The sequence below is a fragment of the Streptomyces noursei ATCC 11455 genome, assembly GCF_001704275.1.
In the GTDB taxonomy this organism is placed as follows: Bacteria; Actinomycetota; Actinomycetes; order Streptomycetales; family Streptomycetaceae; genus Streptomyces; species Streptomyces noursei.
In genome coordinates this window covers 8405893-8429793 of record NZ_CP011533.1, presented here as the reverse complement: position 1 = coordinate 8429793, position 23901 = coordinate 8405893, and the positions used below count along the sequence as shown (strand labels likewise).

Genomic DNA, 23901 nt, shown 5'->3' with positions numbered 1-23901 from the left:
CCACCTCGCAACCAGTGTGGGGAGGGGGATGAATTCGTCCTCGGAGTGTGGTCAACCGGCGTTCGTCTTCAGGATGGCCCGAGCCAGAGCTACCACTTCCCAGGTGTCGCAGTCGACAGACACTCCGCCGACATCGGGCACGTGCCGCAGGGCAAGTCCACGGGTCAGTACCCGGATAGGCAGACCCGTCAACGTTCCATGCCGAGCGAGGGTCAGCGCAAGACCACGTCGCACGGCTGCGGTCCGATATGCGGCGAACAGCGGATTGTCCCGCCCCTGTGTCTCCAGCATGACCGCGCCCTCGGCCCCGGAACCGGCCGCCTGACGCAGCAACTCCGCCACCGTCTCCTGCCGTACGAAGGGAAGATCCGCGGCAAGGACCACCACGAACGGTGCGCGCACCCGGCTCACTCCCGCAGCCAGCGCCGCGAGCGGCCCGCCGTGCACCGGACTCTCCCGCACATGATGTACGGGGCGGACGGTGGCCCGGTGCGGTCCCACCACAATCGTCCTCCCCGCCCCGTCACATGCCTGAAGTGCCCGATCGAGCAACGACATACCGCCAACGGACACCATCGGCTTGTCCGCTCCGCCCAAACGCCGGGCTCGCCCTCCGGCCAGCACCACCGCGTCGTAGCGCGCACCCGTGTCGTCCGCGGGCAACTCCTCTCCACCGTCGAGGAGAGAACTCCTTGCCGCCCGGTCTTCACCACGCACACCAGCCCCATTCCGCCTTGCCCGGATACGCGAACGCACAACCGTCGTTCGGAGACTCGAAAGCTCAATGGCTCGAAGGCTCGAAGGCTCGGCTCAGGGAAGGATCGGGCCTGCGGGGTGGAGATTCCACCTGTTCCAAGCCAAGCTCGACAGCCCCAGGGCACCAGTGCACCCTCACGGAACTCTTTCCGCACGCTTTTCCGCACTGCCGAACCATTCACCGCCGTTCAACGGCCGCCACCGCAGCAACCCTGATGATGTGGCTCCGCACGTGACCGGCCGGGCAAGCCCCAGGGCCTGGCCGATGGGTCCGCACCGTGTCCCCGCGACATTGGACCGGGCAGGTGTCACCGTGAAATCCTCCAGCCCATGCACGTTATGGACATCCTTGCACCCTTCGCCCGGACTGGCCGCATTGGCCCGGCGCGCATCGGGGCTGAACTCAGTGATGTCACCGAGGCGTTGGGGCCTCCGTGGGCGTGTGGCTCCTCGACCGGAGCCGATGGGCTGCCGTATCTGTACGCGTACGGCTGCCTGGAGGTCACCACCTGCCACGCCCACTGCCAGGTGATCCATTCGATCGTCGTCCAGACCGACTGGGCCACGATGGAGTGGCCGTCGCAGGAACCCGGCCGGTCGGAGACGTTCCCCGGTCGTCCCGCGTGCAGCGAAGTCCTGCGGGCCTTGGACGGGGCCGGGTGCACCTGGGAGACATACGAGCCGCTGACGTGTGACGACCAGTGTGCGATCCGCGTCCCCGTCTCGGGAGCGATCCTCGTCTTCGACACCGAGAACGTGCCGGAACCCCTGCTCTGCAGCGTTTCGGTGGCGGTAGACCGCCCGCACGGCTGCGGCAGCCACAGCCGGTAGGACCTTGTCCGAACGCCGCCGCGCAGGCTGCCCCTTGGCCTGCTGGGGTGCAGGTCAAGGGGCAGGTTGCGGGTCTGTCTCCGCAGGGTGCGTCGTGGGTGCCGGGAGGGTGTGCCGGACCCGTTCAGCGGTTGGGGTCGAGGGTGGGCGTGGGGAGGAATCCCGTGCCGGCGAAGTACGTCAGGTAGGCCCGTACGGTCTCGTCGGTGAAGGGCGGGAGGTGGACTCCCGATGCCGCCGCCGCTCGGTGGGTGAGGGAGGAGTCCAAGGTGCGACGCCGGCGGCGGGGCCGGCCGTCGGCTTCCTCGGCGGTCTCCTGCCGGTCGACCCCGCCGAGGAAGAGCTGGGCGGCATTGTCCGGCTGGTCGGCCACCAATTTGCGCCAGTGGTCGAGTGGCACCGGCTGCACCCTGTAGCCCAGGGCGGCCGCTGCCCGGAACACGTGCGAGAGCATGGGCGGTGCGGGGTGGGTGAGATGGAAGGTTGTCCGTGCCGGACCGGCCATGTTCTGCGGTGGGTTCTGTGGCGCCTGCTGGTTGTTGGCCAGGGCCACGACTGCGGCGCTCACGTAGTCGACCGGTATCCAGTCGGTCGACTCGTCGGATCCCTCGGGTACCGCCTGTGCCTGGAGGCATCCCTTGATGTACTGCCACAGCAGGTCGCGGTCCTGGCAGGCGCCCGTGCGCGAGGCGCCCGAGATACGCGCGGGGCGATAGATGGCCACCGGGATTCCGCGGCTCTGCGCGATACCCACGATCTCCTCGGCGACCCACTTGCTCTGCGAGTAGCCGTCGGGCAGCTCGTGCACGGGGCCGATGGCGGAGGCTTCCGTGAGGGGGCCGGGGGCGGACGTGTGCGGTGGGTACACGCCGGTGGTGGAGACGTAGTGCATGCCGGTCGACCCCGAGGCGGCGGCGATGCGGAGGAGTTCCTCGGTGCCCGTGACGTTGGCAGCGCGGAGTTCGGCGTACGGGGCGGCGAAGTTGACCGTGGCGCCGTTGTGGTACACAGCGCCGACCCGCTTGCACAGTGCCTTGTGCTCCGCGTCGGACAGGCCCAGGCCCGGCGCGCCCAGGTCGCCCGGCAGCGGCCGGATCAGGTCGCCGTAGTGCTCCTTCCACAACCCGTACCGCTCCAGGCCGGACCGCAACCTGCGCGCTCCCTCGGCGGTGTCGCCGGCCCGCACCAGGCAGTCCACCGGGCCGCCCGTCGATTCCAGCAGATCACGCAGGAGGAACGCTCCGAGGAAGCCCGAGGCGCCGGTCAGCAACGGGCGGCGCGGGCTCGCGGGTTCGCCGGACGCGGGCCCGAGCGCCGGGGTGATGTCGGGCGCCAGGTGCACGTCCTGGCGCGGATCGGGGCCGGGCGCGTGGCCGGAGCCGCCGGCCGGCTCGTCCAGGAGGCGCCGCACACCGTCGGGGGTGGGCGCGGCGAAGAGGGCACGCATCGACGGCCGTACGCCGAACCTGTCCTCGATGCGCTGGGCCAGCTTGACCGCGAGCAGGGAGTGTCCGCCCGCCTCGAAGAAGTCGTCGTCGAGACCCACTTCAGGGACACCGAGGACATCGGCGAACACCGCGCACAGCAGCTTCTCCTGTTCGGTGTCCGGGGCGCGTCCGGCGCCTGTGCTCGTGGAGGGGCCGGGGGCGGGCAGTCCCCGGCGGTCGATCTTCCCGTTCGGGGTGAGGGGCAGGGCGTCGAGCACGACGAACGCGGACGGCACCATGTAGTCGGGCAGCTGCGCGACGAGTGCCCGGCGCATCCGGGCGGTCGCCTCCTCCCCCTGCCCGTCGGCGGGAACGGCGTAGGCCACCAGCCGCCGGTCGCCGGGCCGGTCCTCCCGGACGACGGCGCAGGCGGCGGTGATGTCGGGCACCGCGGCCAACGCCGCCTCGATTTCCCCGAGTTCGATGCGGAAGCCCCGTAGCTTGACCTGGTCGTCGGCGCGGGAGACGTATTCGAGCTCGCCGCGGTCGTTCCAGCGGACGAGGTCGCCGGTGCGGTACATGCGTCCGCCGGTGTGGCTGAACGGATCGGCGACGAACCGGGTGGCGGTCAGGCCCGGACGGTTCAGGTAGCCGCGGGCCAGTCCGTCGCCGGCCACATACAGCTCTCCGATCACCCCGGGCGGCACCAACTCCATTGCCGCGTCGAGCACATACACCTGTGCGTTGCGCACCGGGACCCCGATCGGTACCCGGTGGGCCGGCGCCTCCTGGCCGGCCGCCTCCTGGAAGTCGCTCATCGTCGCGCAGACCGTGGTCTCGGTCGGCCCGTAGGCGTTGGCCAACCGCCGGCCGTCGGCCCACCGGGCGACCAGCGCCGGTGGGCACGCCTCCCCGGCGAGCACCAGGGTGGTACCGCCGGGTATGCCGTCGTCCTGCGGCATGACCGCGAGGGCGGCCGGCGGGAGGGTCAGGTGGGTGATGCCGCGTTCCGCGAGCAGGCCGGCGAGCGGGGGCCCCGGCACCAGCTGCGCCGGGTCCGCGACCTCCAGGCAGGCACCGGTCAGCAGTCCCATGCAGATGTCCCAGAACGCCGCGTCGAAGCTGACCGACGCCATCTGCAGGACCCGGCTGGCGGGGGTGAGGCCGAGCCTTTCCGCCTGTGTGCGGACCATCGCGCCGACGCCCTGGTGAGTGACCACGACGCCCTTGGGCCGGCCGGTGGAGCCGGAGGTGTAGATGACGTAGGCGGGGTGGGTGGGCAGGGGGACGGTGCGCGGGTCGGCGGTGTGGCCGGTGGACCAGACCGCGGTGTCGTCGAGGGCCAGGCAGCGGGCGGTGGTGGGCAGTCCTGCGCGGAGAGCGGTGGTGGTGATGAGGAAGGCCGGCGCGGCATCGTCGAGCATGAAGGAGATGCGGGCGGGCGGGTATGCGGGGTCGACCGGCAGGTAGGCCGCTCCTGTTTTCAGTACCGCCAGTATCGCGACGATGAGGTCGGCCGACCGGGGCAGGGCGAGGGCCACCAGGTCCTCGGGGCCGATGCCCTGTCCCGACAGGTGCCGGGCGAGGTCGTTGGCCCGGGCGTTGAGCTGCGCGTAGGTCAAGGCACCCGTCGCGTCGCGTACGGCCCGGGCTTCGGGGGTACGCGTCACCCACTCCCCGAAGAGTTCCGGCACCGTCGGGGTCGGCAGGTATCCGACGGGGCCGCGTCCCCACTCCTCCAGCATCCGCGACCGCTCCTCGGTGGTGAGCAGGTCGTAGCTGCGGACAGGCAGGTCGGCGTCGGCCACGACCGCGGACAGCAGGCAGCGCAGTCGGTGGGCGAGCCGGTGCACCGTCCCGGGCTCGAACAGTTCGGTGGAGTAGTCCACGTGGCCGTCGATGCCGGCGGCACCACCCGCCTCGTCCCGCCGCTCGGTGAAACTGAAGCTCAGGTCGAACTTGCTGACGCCGGTGTGCACCGGCTGGCCGGTCACCGTGACACCAGGCAGTTCGACGTCCGCCGCCGCCTGGTTCTGCAGCACCAGCATCACCTGGAAGAGCGGGTGACGGTCCTGCGACCGCACCGGGTTGAGCGACTCCACCAATCGCTCGAACGGCACGTCCTGATGCGCGAACGCCGCCAGGTCGAACTCCCGCACCCGGTCGAGGAGTTCACGGAAGGTGGGATCACCCGACAGGTCAGTGCGCAGTACGAGCGTGTTGACGAAGAACCCGACCAGGTCGTCCAGCGCCTCATCGCTCCGGCCGGCCACCGCGGTGCCGAGCGGGATGTCGTCACCGGCACCGTGCCGGGACAACAGCATCGACACCGCCGCCTGCACCACCATGAACAGGGTGCATCCCGACGACCGCGCCAACTCGACGAGCCCGCGGTGCGTGTCCTGGTCGATCACGAAGGTGAGCGCGTCGCCCTCGTGCTTGAGCAGTGCGGGCCGCGGCCGGTCCCAGGGCAGGACCAGCGCCTCCGGCGCATCGGCCAGGGCCCGGCGCCAGAAGGCCAGTTGACGTGCCGACAGGCTCTCGGCGTCCGACTCCTCACCCAGCATGCGGCGCTGCCACAGCGTGTAGTCGGCGTACTGCACCGGCAACGGCGACCAGTCAGGCGCCCTGCCCTCTGCACGCGCCCGATAGGCGGCGCCCAGGTCCCGGGCCAACGGCGCCAACGACCAGCCGTCGCCAGCGATGTGATGCAACGTCAGGACCACTACATGGCTCTCCGCGCCCAGCCGCAGCAGGCTCACCCGCAGCGGTGCCTGGGCCTCCACGTCGATCGGCTCGGTCACCGCGGCGGAGATCCGGTCGGGCAGGTCGGACTCCTCGACATCGTCGACGGTCAGCGCGAGCTGCGCCTGAGCCGGGCCGAGGACCACCTGCTCGGGCGCGCCGTCGTGCTGGGGGAAGACGGTGCGCAGGGTCTCGTGGCGCTCGATGACGTCGCCCAGGGCGGCACCCAGTGCGCCCACGTCCAGCGGCCCGTCGAGCCGCAGCACCAGCGGGATGTTGTACGTGGCGCCGGGTCCGTCCAGCCTGCCCAGGAACCACAGGCGCTGCTGTGCGAAGGACAGCGGAAGTCGCGCCGGGCGCTGCGCGGGCACGATGGCGTCCCGCGCCGTGCCCGCACCGTCGAGGGCCGCGGCCAGTCGGGCGACGGTGGGGTGCTCGAAGAGCGTGCGCACTTCGAGTTCCACGCCGAGTGCGGTGCGGATGCGGCTGACCAGGCGGGTGGCCAGCAGGGAGTGCCCGCCGAGCGAGAAGAAGCTCTCGTCGACGGGGACGCGGCCGGTGCCGAGCACGTCGGCGAACAGGTCGGCGAGCAGTTCCTCCTGCACGGTGCGCGGGCCGCGTCCGCCGGTGTCCGCGGTGTGTCGGGGCGCCGGCAACGCCCGCCGGTCGAGCTTTCCGTTCGGGGTCAGCGGCAGTGCGTCCAGCACGACGAACACCGAGGGGACCAGGTATCCGGGCAGCGTCCGGCCCAGTTGCTCCGCCAGTGCGTCCGGGGTTGTCGTGGCGCCGTCCGCCGCCACGGCATAGGCCACCAGCCGCCGGTCGCCGGGGGCGTCCTCGCGGACGACGACGCAGGCGGCCGTCACCGTCGGCAGGGCGGTGAGCGCGGTTTCGATCTCGCCGGGTTCGATGCGGTGACCGCGGAGTTTGACCTGGTCGTCGGCGCGGGAGAGGTAGACGAGCCGGCCGTCCGCGTCCCACCGGACGAGGTCGCCGGTACGGTACATCCGCCCACCCGACGGATCGAACGGATCGGCCACGAAACGCGTCGCCGTCAAGTCGGGCCGGCCCACGTACCCGCGGGCCACCCCCGGACCGGCGAGGTAGAGCTCACCCACCACGCCCGCAGGCACCGGTCGCAGCCGGGCGTCGAGGACGTGGCAGCGCATACCGTCGAGCGGCTTGCCGATGGGCGGAACCCGATGGTCCGCGATCGGTTGCGACGGCACCTCGTAGCGCGTCGCGAACGTCGTGGCCTCCGTCGGCCCGTAGGCGTTGACGAACGACGTCCGGGGGCAGGCGGTCGCGGCGCGTTGCAGGACGCCGGCTGCCGCCACCTCGCCGCCGGTCGCCACCAGCCGCACCGTCGTGAACAGGTGCGGATCGGTGTCGGCGACGATGTTGAACAGGGAGGTGGTCAGGAAGAGAGCGGTGATCCGCTCGGCCGCCAGTATGTGGCCGAGGCGATGCGGTTCGAGTGGCCCGTCGGGGGCGACGACGACCGTGCCGCCGTTGAGCAGCGGGACCCAGATCTCGCAGGTCGAGGCGTCGAAGACATAGGCGGAGTGCATCAGGACCGCGTCGGTGGCGCCGCGCCACATGGCGTCGGCGGTGAGCGCCGCCACGTCGCCGTGCGTGACACCGATCGCCTTGGGGTCGCCGGTGGAGCCGGAGGTGAACATCACGTACGCCAGCCGCGCGCTGCCGGGCAGGTCGGGAAGCGTGCCCGGCTCGACGGGTGCGCCGTCCACGACCCGCCCGTCGGTGTCCACCACCACGACCGGGAGAGAGCCGCGGGCCTCCGCCACCCAGGGGTGGCCGGCGAGGTCCGCAGCGACGACGAGTGCGCGCAGGCCGGCCGCCGCGGATGTCCGGCGCAGCCTCCCGTCCGGCCAGCGGGCGTCCAGCGGTACGTACGCGCCGCCGGCCCGGACCGCGGCCAGCGAGGCCGTCACCACCGCGGCCGAGCGGCCGACCAGCACACCGACACCGTCCTCGGCGGCCACGCCCAGGCCCGTCAGGCACCGCGCCAGGGAACCGGAGAGTCCGTCCAACTCCGCGTAGGACAGGGCGCTTTCGCCCTGCCTGACCGCCACCGCTTCCGGGTCCGACACCACCCGGGCGGCGAACAGTTCCGGGAGGCCGGCATGGCGCACACCGGCCGGTAAGGGGGCGCCCCTCCCCTGGTCGAGCAGCCGCGCATGCTCACCGTCGAGCAGCACCGAGAGGCCGGCGACACGCTGCTCCAGATCATCGGCGCCGGTTTCCAGCAGCCGTCGCAGCCGCTCCGCCATCAGCCGTACGGTGCCGGAGTCGAAGGCGTCCGTGCGATGGCCGAAGGTGATCCGCAGGTCATCGCCCGGTGCGATGGTGAGGGTGAGCGGATAGTGCGCCGCGTCGGTGCCGCGGAAGCCGGTGACCCGAAGGCCGGGGAGGCCCTCCTGGGCCTGCCGCAGCGCCTCCGCGTCCATCGGGTAGTTCTCGAACACGGCGAGCGTGTCGAAGAGGTCGTCCAGGCCGGTCAGCGCGCGGATCTCGGTCAGCCCGAGGTGCTGGCAGCCCAGGAGCCGGCCCTGCTCGTCCTGCATCCGCTCCAGCAGCGTGGCCAGGGTGTCGTCGGGGCGTATGGCGACGCGGACCGGAATCGTGTTGATGAACAGTCCGACCATGGTGTCGACACCGGGGATCTCCGGCGGCCGTCCCGAGACGGTGGTGCCGAACAACACGTCGTCCTGCCCGGTGAGTTGGTGCAGCAGAACGCCCCAGGCGCCCTGCACCACCGTGTTGAGCGTCAGGCGGTGCCGGCGGGCCGTCTCCCGCAGGCGGGCGGTGGTGGCCGCGCCCAGGTCCAACACCAGCTGCTCGGGCAGCTCGCCCGACGACGCGGAGGCCGGCTTCTCCCCGGCCAGCAGGGTCGGCTGCGCCACGCCGGCGAGCGCCGTGCGCCAGGCGCCGGCCGCGGCCGTACGGTCCTGCGCGGCCAGCCAGGCAAGGTAGTCCCGGTAGGGGGCGACGCGCGGCATCGCGCTGCCGTCCCCGCCGCGCGCATAGAGCTCGAACAGCTCCCGTACGAGCAGCGGCATCGACCAGCCGTCGAGGAGGAGGTGGTGGTTGGTCATGACCAGGTGGTAGCGGTGGTGCGCCATCCGGACCAGGGTGAACCGCATCAGGGGCGGTTCGGAGAGGTCGAAGCGCCGCGTGCGGTCGTCGGCAAGGAACGCGGCGAGCCGCTCGGCGCGCTCGGCGTCGTCACCCGTGCCGAAGTCGAGTTCCTCGAAGACCGGCGGGACTTCCACGGCGACGGCCTGGACCGGCTCGTCGAGGTCCTCGTGGAGGAACCCCACGCGAAGGTTGGCGTGCCTGCGCAGCAGTCCCTTGACGGCCGCGTACAGCAGCGCCGCGTCGACCGGTCCCTCGATGTCGAAGACGAACTGCGCGGTGTAGACGTCCACCGCCTCGGAGTCGTACACGGCATGGAACAGCATGCCTGCCTGCAGCGGTGTCAACGGCAGGACGTCCTGCAGCTGGAACCCGGTCACTTGCGTCCACCCCACTTGTTCTGCAGCTTGTTCTGCAGTCGATCGATCTGAGCCTGGTTGAGCGAGACCAACGGAAGGTCGGAAGGCGTGTAGCCGCCGGCGTCGGGTGCCTGGGCGTGTTCGGCGACGGCACGCAGCGCCCGCAGCCACCCTTCGGCGAGTTCCTCGACGTCCTCCTCCTTGAGCAGATCCGTCGGCCAGGTCCAGCCGGCGACCAGCTGCGGCCCCTCCGGCAGGTCCTTGGTGTAGGCGTTGATGTCCAGCACGTGATGCACCGGCATGTCCGGGTCCTGACTGCGTGGCCCGCCCCCGTCGAAGAGCAGCTGCCAGTCCCCGGCGTCGCCGGCCGCCGATGAACCGGCATAGCGGCCCAGGTAGTTGAAGCCGATCTGCGGCGTCACGGCGTCCCCGAGCGCGTCGCGGGTGCCCGGGTTGAGGTGACGCAGCAGGCCGTAGCCGATGCCGTGGTCCGGTACGGCCCGCAGCTGTTCCTTGACCCGCTTCAGCGCGCGGTCGACGAGCGGGGCGTCGAACGCCCGCGCCTCGTACCGGCTCACCGGACCCGGATCGAGCCGCACCGGGTACATGCTGGTGAACCAGCCGACGGTCCGGGACAGGTCGATGTTCTCCGCGATCTGCTCGCGGCCGTGCCCCTCCAGGTCGAGCAGGACGGCCGACCCGCCCGCGCCCCCGCGTTCGGCACGCCATCCGGTGACCGCCAGCGCCAGGCCCGTCAGCAGCACATCGTTGACCCCCGCGTGGAACGCGGTCGGCACGGTGGTCAGCAGGGGCTGTGTCCACTGTGCGGGCAGGGTGACCGTCAGCGTCCGCACGCCGTCGGCGGTGTCCCGGTCCGGGTCGAGCGGCCGGTATCCCCACTGCGGGTCCTCGGTGCGCAGGATCTCCTGCCAGAGGGGCAGTTCCGCGGCGCGTTCGGCGCTCCGTGCATCGGCCACCAGTAGCTCCGCCCACCTGCGGTAGGAGGTGGGCACCGGCGGCAGCGGCGAGGTTTCGCCCGCCGCGCCGGCGACGACCGCCTGCCAGGCAGCGGCCAGGTCGGCGGTGAGGGTGCGCCACGAGACCGCGTCCACCGCGAGGTGATGGACGACGAGCAGCAGCCGACCGGGCCGGTCGGGCCCCGCGTCGTACCAGACGGCCTCCAGCACGTCACCCTTGCCGGGCCGCAGTCGCAGGCGGGCGGCCTCGGCCGCCTCGGCGACCACCGCATCGGTCCGTGCGCCGTCGAGCCCGGCGATGTCGACCCGCGTCAGCCGCGCGCGGGCGCTCACCGCGCCCTGCGGCAGGACTTCGAGCCCGGGCCGCCCGCCGGGCGTCGCGCTCACCCGGAGCCGCAGCATGTCGTGGTGGTCCAGGAGCAGTTGGAGCGCCGCGGCGATGTCCTTCTCCGTTGCCCCGGCCGGTGATCTCAGCACGCTCGACTGGTTGTAGCCGTCGAGGGTGCCGGGCCGGTCGAGGAACCACGCGGCGATGGGCGTGAGCGGCACCTCGCCGATGCCCGGGGTGGCCGCGGTCTCCGGCTCCGCGCCCAGCGGCACGGCAACCGACGCGATCGCCTCGACGGTGCGGTGGACGAAGACGTCGCGCGGCGTGATGACCAGTCCCGCGTTACGGGCCCTGCTGACGACCTGGATCGACAGGATGCTGTCGCCGCCGAGGGCGAAGAAATCGTCGTCGACCCCGACCTCCGGGAGGCCGAGCGTCTCGGCGACCACCCCGCACAGGAGCCGTTCCTCGTCGGTACGCGGAGCCAGTCCACCGCCCCGGTGCACGTCCGGTTCGGGGGCGGGCAGGGCGCGCCGGTCGACCTTGCCGTTGGGCAGCAGCGGCAACGCGTCGAGGACCACGAACGCGGCCGGAACCATGTAGTCGGGCAGGGCCGTCGCAAGGCTCCGGCGCAGCTCGGCGGCGTCCACCCGCCGCCCGGCAGCGACCACCGGATACGCCACCAGGCGCTTGTCGCCCGGTCGGTCCTCGCGGATCAGCACACGGGCCGCAGTCACACCCGGCAGCGCCGTCAACGCACTCTCCACCTCACCCAACTCAATGCGATAGCCACGCAACTTGACCTGATCATCGCTCCGCCCCAGATACTCAAGCCGCCCCAACGCATCCCACCGCACCACATCACCCGTGCGATACATCCGCCCACCCGACGGACCAAACGGATCAGCCACGAAACGCGAAGCCGTCAAACCCGGACGACCCACATACCCACGCGCCAACAACCCACCCGCCAGATACAACTCCCCCGGCACACCAGGCGGCACCACACGCAACGACCCGTCCAACACATACGCCCGCGCATTCCACACCGGCCGCCCGATGGGCACCGGACCCGAACCACCCGACACCACCGCATGCACCGTCGCATCGATCGTCGCCTCCGTCGGCCCATAGAGATTGTGAACCTCCACCGACCACGCATCAGCAACCCGAACCGCCAACTCCCCCACCAACGGCTCACCACCACACAACACCGCCCGCAAACACCCCGGAACCGGCCCCCCACTCCCCAACACCAACGACAGATGCGACGGCACGAACTGCGCCACCGTCACACCGAAGTCCCGCATACGGTCGAGCAGTTGACCCGGATCGCGATTGGTCTCGGGTGACACCAGACAGGTGGAGGCACCGTGAAGCAACGGCAGCCAGACCTCCCACACGGAGGCATCGAAACTCGGCGACGTACGCGCCAACACCCGATCCTCGACCGTCAACCCGAGATGGTCGGCCAACCACGCCATATGAGACGCCACCGAGGCATGGGTGACCACCACCCCCTTCGGACGACCCGTAGAACCCGACGTGTAGATCACATACGCCGGACCGGCAACCGACACCGCACCACCCGGACCCGACACATGCCCCACAGCCCAGGACGCGGAATCATCCATCACGACCAACGGCAGGTCGGTGGAGGGCAGTTGCCCCTGAACCGCGCGATCGGTGATCAGCAACTCGGGACGGGCGTCCTCCAGCAGATACCTGATCCGGGCGGCCGGATACGCCGGGTCGACAGGCAGATAGGCGGCACCCGCCTTCAACACCGCCAACATCGCCACGACCATCCCCGCGGTACCCGGCAGCGCCAGCGCCACCAGATCCTCCGGGCCGACCCCACGCCCCGACAAGTGATGCGCCAGGTCGTTGGACTCCAACTCCAACTGGGCGTACGTCAGGGTGCGCCGACCGTCACGGACCGCCACCGCATCCGGCGTGCGTGCCGCCTGCGCGCTGAAGAGCTCCGGCACGGTCAGTCGCGGCATCGGCCGAGGCCGGCCGTGACCTGCGGCGATCACACGCGCCCGCTCCTCGTCGGTGAACAGTTCGACATCGTGCACGCGCAGGTCGGGGTCGGCGACCACGGCTGCCAGCAGCCGGGACAGGCGTTCGGCCAGCGCCCGGACCGTGCCGGGCTCGAACAGTTCGGTGGAGTACTCCAGGTGGCCGTCGATGCCCGCGGCACCACCCGCTTCGTCCCGCTTCTCGGTCAGCGAGAAGGTCAGGTCGAACTTGCTGACACCGGTGTGCACCGGCTGACCGGTCACCGTGATCCCCGGCAGTTCGACGTCCGCCGCCGCCTGGTTCTGCAGCACCAGCATGACCTGGAAGAGCGGGTGACGGTCCTGCGACCGCACCGGGTTGAGCGCCTCCACCAACCGCTCGAACGGCACGTCCTGATGCGCGAACGCCGCCAGGTCGAACTCCCGCACCCGGTCGAGCAGTTCGCGGAAGCCGGGGTCGCCGGACAGGTCCGTGCGCAGTACGAGCGTGTTGACGAAGAACCCGACCAGGTCGTCCAGGGCCTCATCGGTCCGGCCGGCCACCGCGGTCCCGAGCGGGACGTCGTCTCCGGCACCGTGCCGGGAGAGCAGGACCGACACCGCCGCCTGCAACACCATGAACAGGGTGCACCCGCACGACCGCGCCAACTCGGACAGCCCCTGGTGCGTGTCCCGGTCGATCACGAAGGTGAGGGCGTCGCCCTCGTGCTTCAGCACCGCGGGCCTCGGCCGGTCCCACGGGAGCTCGACCAACTCGGGTATACCCGCGAGCTGTTGCCGCCAGAAGTCCAGTTGGCGTGCCGACAGGCTCGCGGCGTCCGACTCCTCACCCAGCATGCGTCGCTGCCACAGGGTGTAGTCGGCGTACTGCACCGGCAACGGCGACCAGTCAGGCGCCCTGCCCTCGGCACGCGCCCGATAGGCGACGCCCAGATCCCGGGCCAGCGGAGCCAACGACCAACCATCCGCGGCGATGTGATGGACCACCAACACCAGTACATGCGCCTCCGCACCCAACCGCAGCAACCGCACCCGCACCGGAACGTCCGCTGCCAGGTCGAACGCGAAGCTGACGGTGTCCGTGAGCACCCGGTCGAGCTCGGCGGGCGACACGTCCCGGGGGCGCGGCGCGAGGTCGACCGCGGACGCGTCCAGGACCAGTTGACGGGCGACGCCGTCGGTCACCGGGTAGACGGTGCGCAGGGTCTCGTGGCGTTCGACGAGGTCGCCCAGTGCGGCACCCAGCGCCTCGACGTCCAGCGGGCCGTCGAGCCGCAGCACCAGCGGGATGTTGTAGGTGGCGCCCGGCCCTTCGAGCCTGCTCAGGAACCACAGGCGCTGTTGCGCGAAGGAGAGCGGCATGCCTTCGGGCCGCCGTTCGGGCAGCACCGACGGCCGTGCCGCGTCGGCGGCGTCGAGGACCGCGGCGAGTCCGGCGACTGTCGGGTGCTCGAAGAGCGCACGGACTTCGATCTCGACGCCCAGGACCGAGCGCACCCGGCTCACCAGTCGCGTCGCCAGCAGCGAATGCCCGCCGGCCTCGAAGAAGTTGTCCGCCACACCGACCCGGTCGAGGCCAAGGACGGCGGCGAACAGGCCGCACAGGATCTCCTCGTGGGCCGTCCGCGGACCGCGGCCTCCGCCGCCGCCGGACGCCTCGGGCGCAGGAAGCGCGCGGTGGTCGACCTTCCCGTTCGGCGTCAGCGGCAGTGCGTCCAGCACGACGAACGCGGAGGGAACCATGTACGCCGGGAGTGTCTGTCCCACACCTGTCGCCAGCTCCGCGGGGTCCAGCGCCGCACCGGCGGAGGGCACCGCATACCCGACCAGCCGCCGGTCGCCCGGCAGGTCCTCCCGGACCCGCACGTACGCGGTGGCGACGCCCGGCAGACCGGCGAGAACGCCCTCCACTTCCCCGGGTTCGATGCGGTGGCCGCGGAGTTTGACCTGGTCGTCGGCGCGGGAGAGGTACACGAGTCGGCCGTCCGCGTCCCACCGGACGAGGTCGCCGGTACGGTACATCCGCCCACCCGACGGATCGAACGGATCGGCCACGAAACGCGTGGCCGTCAGGGCCGGGCGGCCCAGATAGCCGCGGGCCACCCCCGGTCCGGCGAGGTACAGCTCGCCGGTCACGCCTGGCGCCACCCGTGCCAGGCCCGCATCCAGCACATGGGCACGCATGCCGTCGAGGGCCCGTCCGATGGGAGGGGGGCCCAGCGGTGTTTCGGGGGTGACGTGATGGCGGGTGGCGAAGGTGGTGGTCTCCGTCGGCCCGTAGACGTGGTGGACCCGCGTGCCGGGCAGATACCCGGCGACCTGCTGCATCGCGGCGGGCGAGGCCGCCTCGCCGCCCGCGCAGACCATCCGGAGACCGGCCAGGGCCTGCGGGTCCACCTCCGCCACGACATTGAACAGGGCGGTGGTCAGGAACAGGGCGGTGACCTGCTCCGTGGTGACGATGTCGCGTAGGACGTGCGGTTCGAGAGCGCCCTCCGGGGCGACGACCACCCGTCCGCCGTTGAGGAGGGGAACCCAGATCTCGAAGGTGGAGGCGTCGAAGACATAGGCGGAGTGCAGGAGCACCGCGTCCGCGACACCGCCGGCCCAGGCACTGTCGGCGGCCAGCGCCGCCACGTCCGCATGCGAGACCCCGACGCCCTTGGGCACACCGGTGGAACCGGACGTGAACATCACATACGCCAGTTGGTCACCGGACCGCACGGAAGGCAGCGCGGCGGCGGGCGCAGGCGCACCGTCGACCACCCGGCCCACGGCATCGACCACCACGACCGGCAGACGCCGCCGCATCTCGGCGACCCACCCGTGACCGGCGAGCTCCTCACCGACCACCAGCACCCGAATGCCACTGACGCCGGCGACCTGACGCAGCCGCTCCACGGGCCAGCGGACGTCCAGCGGCACATACGCGCCACCCGCCCGCACCGCCGCCAACGACGCCGTCACCACAGCGGCAGAACGCCCCAGCAGCACCCCCACCCCGTCCTCGACCGCTACGCCACACCCCACCAGCCGCGACGCCAGAACACCCGAAAGCTCCGCCAACTCCCCATACGACATCACCACTTCGCCACCGGAGACCGCCACCGCGCGCGGGTCCGCGGCCACCCGCGCCGCGAACAGCTCGGGCAGGCTCGCCGTAGCCGTACCGATCGGAAGGCGCTCGCCCTCGCCCCAACCGGCGACCTCGGCGCGTTCGTCCTCGGACAGCAGGTCGTAGCTGTGCAGGGGCCGATCCGGGTCGGCGGCGACGGCCTCCAGCAGCCGGACCAGGCGACCGGTCAGGGCCTCGACGCTGGCGGCGTCGAAGAGCGCGGTCGCGTACTCGACGCCGGCCGTCAGCCCGCCCTGCGCACGATCCTCACCGAAGGCGAAGGTCAGGTCGAACTTGCTCACCCCGTTGTGCACCAGTCGGCTGCCGACCGTCAGTCCCGGCAACTCGGTGTCCGCGGTGTCCTGGTTCTGCAGCACCAGCATCGCCTGGAACAGCGGGTGGTGGTTGCGCGCCCGGACCGGGTTGAGGCTCTCCACCAACCACTCGAAGGGCACATCCTGATGGGCGTAGGCCGAAAGGTCGAACTCCCTCACCCTGTCGAGGAGTTCACGGAACGTCGGGTCGCCCGACACGTCCGTGCGCAGGACGAGGGTGTTGACGAAGAAACCGATCAGGTCGTCCAGCGCCTCGTCGGTACGGCCCGCGACAGGGGTGCCGAGGGGGATGTCGTCGCCGGCACCGTGCCGGGAGAGCACCGTGGCCACGGCGGCCTGCAGCACCATGAACAGCGTGCTGCCGGAGGACCTGGCCAGGTCGAGCAACCGGCCGTGCAGGGCGGCGTCCAGCGTGCGGACGCAGACTCCGCCGGCAGGGTCCGTGACGGCCGGGCGGGGCTGGGCGAGGGGAAGTTCCAACAGCTCCGGGAGATCGCTCAACGCGTTCCGCCAGAAGGCGAGTTGGCGCGACGCCACGCTGTCGGGATCGCTCTCCGTGCCGAGGATGTCCCGCTGCCAGAGGGTGTAATCGGCATACTGCACCGACGGCGCCGGCCAGTCGGGCGCCCTGCCGGCGATCCGCGCCCGATAGGCGCCGCCCAGGTCGCGGGCCAGCGGTGCCAGGGACCAGCCGTCGCCCGCTATGTGATGCAGCACCAGCACCAGCACATGGCGTTCGGCGCCGGTCCTGAACAGCCGGCAACGCAGCGGCAGATCGGTCGCCACGTCGAAGGAAGTCGTCACCGCGGCGCGCACGGCCGCGTCGAGCGCGTCGGGGTCGATCTCGCGCACCGACAGGTCCAGGTCCACGGCCGAGGGATCCAGTACGCATTGACGCGGCACGCCATCCTGCTCGGGGAAGACCGTGCGCAGCACCTCGTGCCGCTCGACCACGTCATCGAGCGCGCAGCTCAGGGCGCGGGCATCGAGCGTCCCGGCGAGTTCCAGTACAAGCGGGATGTTGTAGGTGGCACCGGGTCCGTCGAGCCGATTGAGGAACCACAGCCGTTGCTGGGCGAAGGACAGCGGTACGGTCGTGGGCCGCTCGGCCCGCACCACCGGCGTCCTGGCCCGCCCCACTCCGTCCAGCGCGGCGGCGAGTCCGGCGGGCGTGGGGTGCTGGAAGAGGGTGCGGACGGCGAGCTCGACTCCGAGGACGGAGCGCACCCGGCTGACGAGCCGGGTGGCGAGCAGCGAATGCCCGCCCAGTTCGAAGAAGCCGTCATGGACGCCGACCTGCGTCCGGCCGAGCACGTCGGCGAAGAGACCGCACAGGATCTCTTCCTGGACCGTGTGCGGTGCGCGCCCCTCGCTGTCGCCCGCCGGCGCCTCGGGCGCGGGCAGAGCACGGCGGTCGACCTTGCCGTTGGGCAGCAGCGGCAACGCGTCGAGGACCACGAACGCGGCCGGAACCATGTAGTCGGGCAGCGTGCCGGCCAGTTCGGTTCGCAGTGCTGTCTGGTGCACGGCGCTGCCGTCCGCGGGAACGACGTACGCCACCAGGCGCTTGTCGCCCGGTCGGTCCTCGCGGATCAGCACACGGGCCGCAGTCACACCCGCCAGCGCCGTCAGCGCACTCTCCACCTCACCCAACTCAATGCGATAGCCACGCAACTTGACCTGATCATCGCTCCGCCCCAGATACTCAAGCCGCCCCAACGCATCCCACCGCACCACATCACCCGTGCGATACATCCGCCCACCCGACGGACCAAACGGATCAGCCACGAAACGCGACGCCGTCAAACCCGGACGACCCACATACCCACGCGCCAACAACCCACCCGCCAGATACAACTCCCCCGGCACACCAGGCGGCACCACACGCAACGACCCGTCCAACACATACGCCCGCGCATTCCACACCGGCCGCCCGATGGGCACCGGACCCGAACCACCCGACACCACCGCATGCACCGTCGCATCGATCGTCGCCTCCGTCGGCCCATAGAGATTGTGAACCTCCACCGACCACGCATCAGCAACCCGAACCGCCAACTCCCCCACCAACGGCTCACCACCACACAACACCGCCCGCAAACACCCCGGAACCGGCCCCCCACTCCCCAACACCAACGACAGATGCGACGGCACGAACTGCGCCACCGTCACACCGAACTCGCGTATCCAACCCACGAGAGCATCGGGATCCCTGTTGGCGTCGGCCGGCATGACGCACACCGACGCACCATGAAGCAACGGCAGCCAGACCTCCCACACGGAGGCATCGAAACTCGGCGACGTACGCGCCAACACCCGATCCTCGACCGTCAACCCGAGATGGTCGGCCAACCACGCCATATGAGACGCCACCGAGGCATGGGTGACCACCACCCCCTTCGGACGACCCGTAGAACCCGACGTGTAGATCACATACGCCGGACCGGCAACCGACACCGCACCACCCGGACCCGACACATGCCCCACAGCCCAGGACGCGGAATCATCCATCACGACCAACGGCAGGTCGGTCGAAGGCAGTTGCTCCCGCACCACACTGTCCGTGATCAGAAGCTTGGGACGGGCATCCTCCAGCAGATACGCGATCCGGGCGGCCGGATACGCCGGGTCCACAGGCAGATAGGCGGCACCCGCCTTCAACACCGCCAACATCGCGACGACCGTCTCGGCCGATTGCGGTACGGCCAGGGCCACCAGATCCTCCGGGCCGACCCCACGCCCCGACAAGTGATGCGCCAGGTCGTTGGACTCCAACTCCAACTGGGCGTACGTCAGGGTGCGCCGACCGTCACGGACCGCCACCGCATCCGGCGTGCGTGCCGCCTGCGCCTCGAACCGCTGCGACATCGTCGTTGCCGGCACCTGACGGACGTCGCCCTGCCCCTGCGCGAGCACGACGGCGCGTTCGGGCGCGTCCAACAGCTCGATGTCCTGGACCCGTTGATCCGGGTCGGCGACCAGTTCCGTCAGCAGCCGCGACAGTCGGTCGGACAGCGCCTGTGCGGTGGCGGGCTCGAACAGCTCGGTGGAGTACTCCAGGTACCCGTCCACCCCCGCCGGGCGGCCGCCCTCATCATGGGTCTCGGTGAGCGAGAAGGTCAGGTCGAACTTGCTGACACCGGTGTGCACCGGCTGGCCGGTGACGGTGATCCCTGGCAGGTCCAGGTCGGCGGCGGCCTGGTTCTGCAGGACCAGCATGACCTGGAAGAGCGGATGATGGCTCTGCGACCGTGTCGGATTCAACGCCTCCACGACGCGGTCGAACGGCACGTCCCCATGGGCGTAGGCGGCGAGGTCGAACTCCCTGACACGGCAGAGCAGTTCGCGGAAGGTGGGGTCTCCGGACAGATCCGTCCGCAGCACGAGTGTGTTGACGAAGAACCCGACCAGATCGTCCAGGGCCTCGTCGCTCCGGCCGGCCACCGCCGTGCCGAGCGGGACATCGTCACCGGCACCGTGCCGGGACAACAACACCGACACCGCCGCCTGCACCACCATGAACAGCGTGCACCCGCACGACCGCGCCAACTCGACGAGCGCCCGATGCGCGTCCGCCGTGGCGAGGAAGGGAACGGCGTCACCGCGGTGCTGCGACACGGCAGGCCGGGGTCGGTCCAGTGGCAGTGCCAGCGTTTCGGGCGCACCGGCCAGTGCCTGGCGCCAGAACTCCAACTGGCCTGCCGTCAGGCTCGCGGCGTCCGACTCCTCACCCAGCATGCGTCGCTGCCACAGGGTGTAGTCGGCGTACTGCACCGGCAACGGCGACCAGTCAGGCGCCCTGCCCTCGGCACGCGCCCGATAGGCGACGCCCAGATCCCGGGCCAGCGGAGCCAACGACCAACCGTCCGCGGCGATGTGATGGACCACCAGAACCAGTACATGCGCCTCGGCACCCAGCCGCAGCAACCGCACCCGCACCGCGGGGTCCCCCGACACGTCGAAGGCTTCGGTCGCCGCGGACAGGATCGCTCCGTCGGCCCACCGCTCGATCGCGGCCGGATCTCCGCCGCCCGGCGCCTCCTCCAAGCGCAGCGGTACCAGGCCGGCCGCTTCCGCCGCGTCGCACACCTGCTGGCGCGGTGTTCCGCCCTCCTCGACGAAGACGGTGCGCAGGGTCTCGTGGCGTTCGACGACATCGGCGAGCCCGGCACGCAGCGCATCGACGTCCAGCGAACCGTCGAGCCGCAGCACCAGCGGGATGTTGTAGGTGGCGCCGGGCCCTTCGAGCCTGCTCAGGAACCACAGGCGCTGTTGCGCGAAGGACAGCGGGAGATCCCGCGGGCGCTCCTCGCGGACGAGGGCGGCCCGCGCCCGGTCGGCCGTGTCCAGTGCGGTGGCGAGTTCGCTGACGGTCGGGTGTTGGAAGAGCGTGCGCACGTCCAGTTCGGCGTCGAGTGCCGAGCGCGCGCGGCTGACCAGGCGCGTGGCCAGGAGCGAATGCCCCCCGAGCGCGAAGAAGTCGTCGTGCACGCCGATCCCGTCGGTGCCGAGGACATCGGCGAACAAGGCGAGCAGGAGTTCTTCGCGGACGGTTCGCGGGCCGCGCCCGGAGTTGCGTTCCGGCACCCGGGGCGCGGGCAGGGCGCGGCGGTCCACCTTCCCGTTCGGCGTCAGCGGCAGCGTCGCGAGAGCCACGAAGACCGAGGGGACCATGTAGGAAGGAAGGACCCGGGCCACTGCCGCGGACAGTTCGCCCTCGTCCACGGGGGAGCCGTCCGCCGCGACCACATAGCCCACCAGTTGCCGGTCGCCGGGCAGGTCCTCACGTACCACGACGCAGGCGGCGACCACCGAGGGCAGTCCGGCGAGGAGGCCTTCGATTTCGCCGGGTTCGATGCGGTGGCCGCGGAGTTTGACCTGGTCGTCGGTTCGGGAGAGGTAGACCAGCCGGCCGTCGGCGTCCCATCGGACGAGGTCGCCGGTGCGGTACATCCGACCGCCCGACGGATCGAAGGGGTCGGCGACGAAGCGTGTTGCGGTCAGCCCCGGACGTCCTGGGTAGCCGCGGGCGACGCCTGGGCCCGCCAGGTACAGCTCACCTGCGACTCCGGGCGGTACCAGTCCCAGCGCGGAGTCGAGGACGTAGGCGCGCATGCCGTCGAGGGGGCGGCCGATGGGCGGCGGGCCGGTGGGGGTTTCGGCGACAACGTGATGGCGGGTGGCGAAGGTGGTCGTCTCCGTCGGCCCGTAGACGTGATGGATGCGGGTGCCCGGCAGTGCGCGGGCGAGGTGCTGCATGGCGCGGGGCGCGGCGCGTTCGCCGCCTGTGCAGACCGCGCGGACCCCGGCGAGGGCCTGCGGGTCGACTTCGGCGATGACGTTGAACAGGGCGGTGGTCAGGAACAGGGCGGTGACCTGCTCCGTGGTGACGATGTCGCGCAGGACGTGGGGCTCAAGGGCGCCCTCCGGGGCGACGACCACACGCCCACCGTTGAGCAGGGGAACCCAGATCTCGAAGGTGGAGGCGTCGAAGACATAGGCGGAGTGCAGGAGCACCGCGTCCGCGACACCGCCGGCCCAGGCACTGTCGGCGGCCAGCGCCACCACGTCCGCATGCGAGACCCCGACGCCCTTGGGCACACCGGTGGAACCGGACGTGAACATCACATACGCCAGTTGCCCACCCCCCACCACCGCGGGCGGCAGAGCCACATCCGCGGGCGCGCCGTCGACCACGCGCCCCACGGCATCGACCACCACGACCGGCAGGTTCGCGCGCGCTTCCGCAACCCAGGCGTGGCCGGCCAACTCCTCGCCGACGATCAGCACGCGCAGACCGGCTCCGTGGGCGGTCTGCCGCAACCGCTCGGACGGCCAGCGGACGTCCAGCGGCACATACGCGCCACCCGCCCGCACCGCCGCCAACGACGCCGTCACCACAGCGGCAGAACGCCCCAGCAGCACCCCCACCCCGTCCTCGACCGCTACACCACACCCCACCAGCCGCGACGCCAGAACACCCGAAAGCTCCGCCAACTCCCCATACGACAGCACCACTTCGCCACCGGAGACCGCCACCGCGCGCGGGTCCGCGGCCACCCGCGCCGCGAACAGCTCGGGCAGCGACGCCCGCCGGGCCGGCTCGCGGTCCGGCCGTCCGAGGGGGTTGCCGCGCCCTGTCGCGAGGACCTGACCGGCAGTCCGCTCGTCGAGCATCGCGAGGCGGGAGAGAGGAGACGTCGCGTCCGCCCGGGAGAGTTCGGTGACCAGCGCCGTGATGCCCTGCTGGTGCGGCCGGACGTCCTCGGGGCGGTACAGGTCCGGGTTGACATCGAAGCCGATCAGCGGCCCCTTCCCCTCCGCGCGCTCGGAAACGAAGAGGGAGAGGTCGTCGACCGGGCCGGTGGACAACAGCCTTGAGGTGCCCGCGCTGCCGGCGAAGTCGAGGTCGTACTCGTAGGGCATGACGTTCACGACCACATCGCACAGCCGCGCCGCGTCGCCCGTGATCCTGAGGTCGCGGGCGAGCTGCTCCCTGGAGTAGCGGCGGTGACGCAGCGCCAGCCGCATCTCGGCGGCGACGGCCCGCACCAGTGCTTCGACGGTCATGGCCGGGGTGATCTGCACGCGCAACGGGAGGATGTTCGCGGTCATGCCCGGGATCGCGCGCAGACGGCCGGGGCGGCCGTTCGAGGCGAGCCCGATCGTCACGTCGCCGGTGCCGGTGACGCGGCTGAGGTACGCGGCGACCGCGGTCACGAAGACGGCGGACCATGTGGTTCTGGTCGCGGCGGCCAGCGCGCGCAGGCCGTCCATCACCTGCGGGTCGAGAGTCTCCCCCTGGTGCAGGTGGTTGCCGCGCCCAGAATGCTGTTCGCCACCGTTTTCCGGTCGCGAAGGAACGCGCTGCGGCGGTGCGGCGTCTTCGCCCGCGCTGTGCGCGGTGGCGAGAAGCGCGTTTCCGGTGTCGCGGCCGGACCGGGAGAAATCAGCGAATTTCTCGGTCCAATATGCCTGGTCACGTTCGAAATCAGGAGACCGTCGATACGCCGTCTCGTCGTCGATGAGGGCACTGAGTGGAGCGAATAATTCCGGTCCCGCTTCGCCGCGCACCGCGGCGGTATACGTCTCGGCCACTTTGCGCGCGAGAACGGAAGCACCCAGGCCGTCCATCACAATGTGGTGATAGCGGATGTACCAATAGTGGCGGTCGGGGCCCAGCGTGAGAAGAACGAAGGCATGGTGCGGCGAAGCCGAGGCCGACGTGCCTGTGGCGCCTGCGGTGCCTGTGGCGGCCATGTCGGCGGCCATGAAGCGCTCCGCGGCCGCGGCCGGGTCCGCCTCGGCGGAGAGGTCGACGGCGTATGGACGTCCCGGTGAGGTGCGCACCACGCGCTGGTGGATTCCGTCACCCTGCTCCACGAACTCGGTGTTGAGGCTGTCGCAGTCCCTGCCGACTTTTTCGAGCGAGGCTATGAAAAGAGCCTCGTCCAGGGGGCCTTGGATTTCTATGCATTCACCGATGTTGTACTTCGGGCTCTGCGGATCCAACTGCTGCCCGTACCACACTCCCTGCTGAGACATCGTCAGCGGGAGGAGGCGAGCGTGGTTTTCCTGCATAATGCTTCCGCCCTTTCAGGGGGTGCGTTTCGGTCACCCCATCAGGGCACGGGAAATAGTCCCGGATCCCCCGGAGTCAGGCGACACTATGAATCATGGGGCAACGGCCCGGAGAATTACCGTCGATCGCCGTGGCCGCAATCCCCGGAGATCTCTTCCGAGCATGACGAACTGGCGTTACCGGCGAGAGCCGATACGGAAGATTTGTTGTTCAGGCGCAGCACCGCCCGGCACGGGCGATGGCGGACAGGAAGGCCGACGGCC

Annotated in this window: 4 protein-coding genes; 1 reads left to right on the top strand and 3 read right to left on the bottom strand. The window is 70.9% G+C overall.

Annotated features, from left to right (window positions below):
• Positions 1 to 51 precede the first annotated feature (51 nt).
• On the bottom strand, positions 52 to 663 hold the full coding sequence (mobA, locus tag SNOUR_RS35875; RefSeq protein ID WP_067355515.1) for a molybdenum cofactor guanylyltransferase: 612 nt from the start codon (positions 661 to 663) through the stop codon (positions 52 to 54).
• A gap of 423 nt (positions 664 to 1086) precedes the next feature.
• Between mobA and SNOUR_RS35870 the strand changes: the two genes are divergently transcribed.
• On the top strand, positions 1087 to 1587 hold the full coding sequence (locus SNOUR_RS35870; protein WP_067355513.1) for a hypothetical protein: 501 nt from the start codon (positions 1087 to 1089) through the stop codon (positions 1585 to 1587).
• A gap of 124 nt (positions 1588 to 1711) precedes the next feature.
• Here the strand turns inward: SNOUR_RS35870 and SNOUR_RS35865 are convergent, their stop codons facing one another.
• Together SNOUR_RS35865 and SNOUR_RS35860 are read right to left on the bottom strand one after the other, a co-directional pair.
• Positions 1712 to 9298, bottom strand: a complete 7587-nt coding sequence (locus SNOUR_RS35865) for a non-ribosomal peptide synthetase (protein WP_067355511.1) — start codon at positions 9296 to 9298, stop codon at positions 1712 to 1714.
• The gene (locus tag SNOUR_RS35860) at positions 9295 to 23601 is read right to left on the bottom strand and encodes a non-ribosomal peptide synthetase (RefSeq protein WP_312634762.1); all 14307 of its coding nucleotides are present in this window, start codon (positions 23599 to 23601) and stop codon (positions 9295 to 9297) included. Before SNOUR_RS35860 ends, SNOUR_RS35865 begins: the two co-directional genes overlap by 4 nt.
• Between the last annotated feature and the right edge of the window lie 300 nt (positions 23602 to 23901).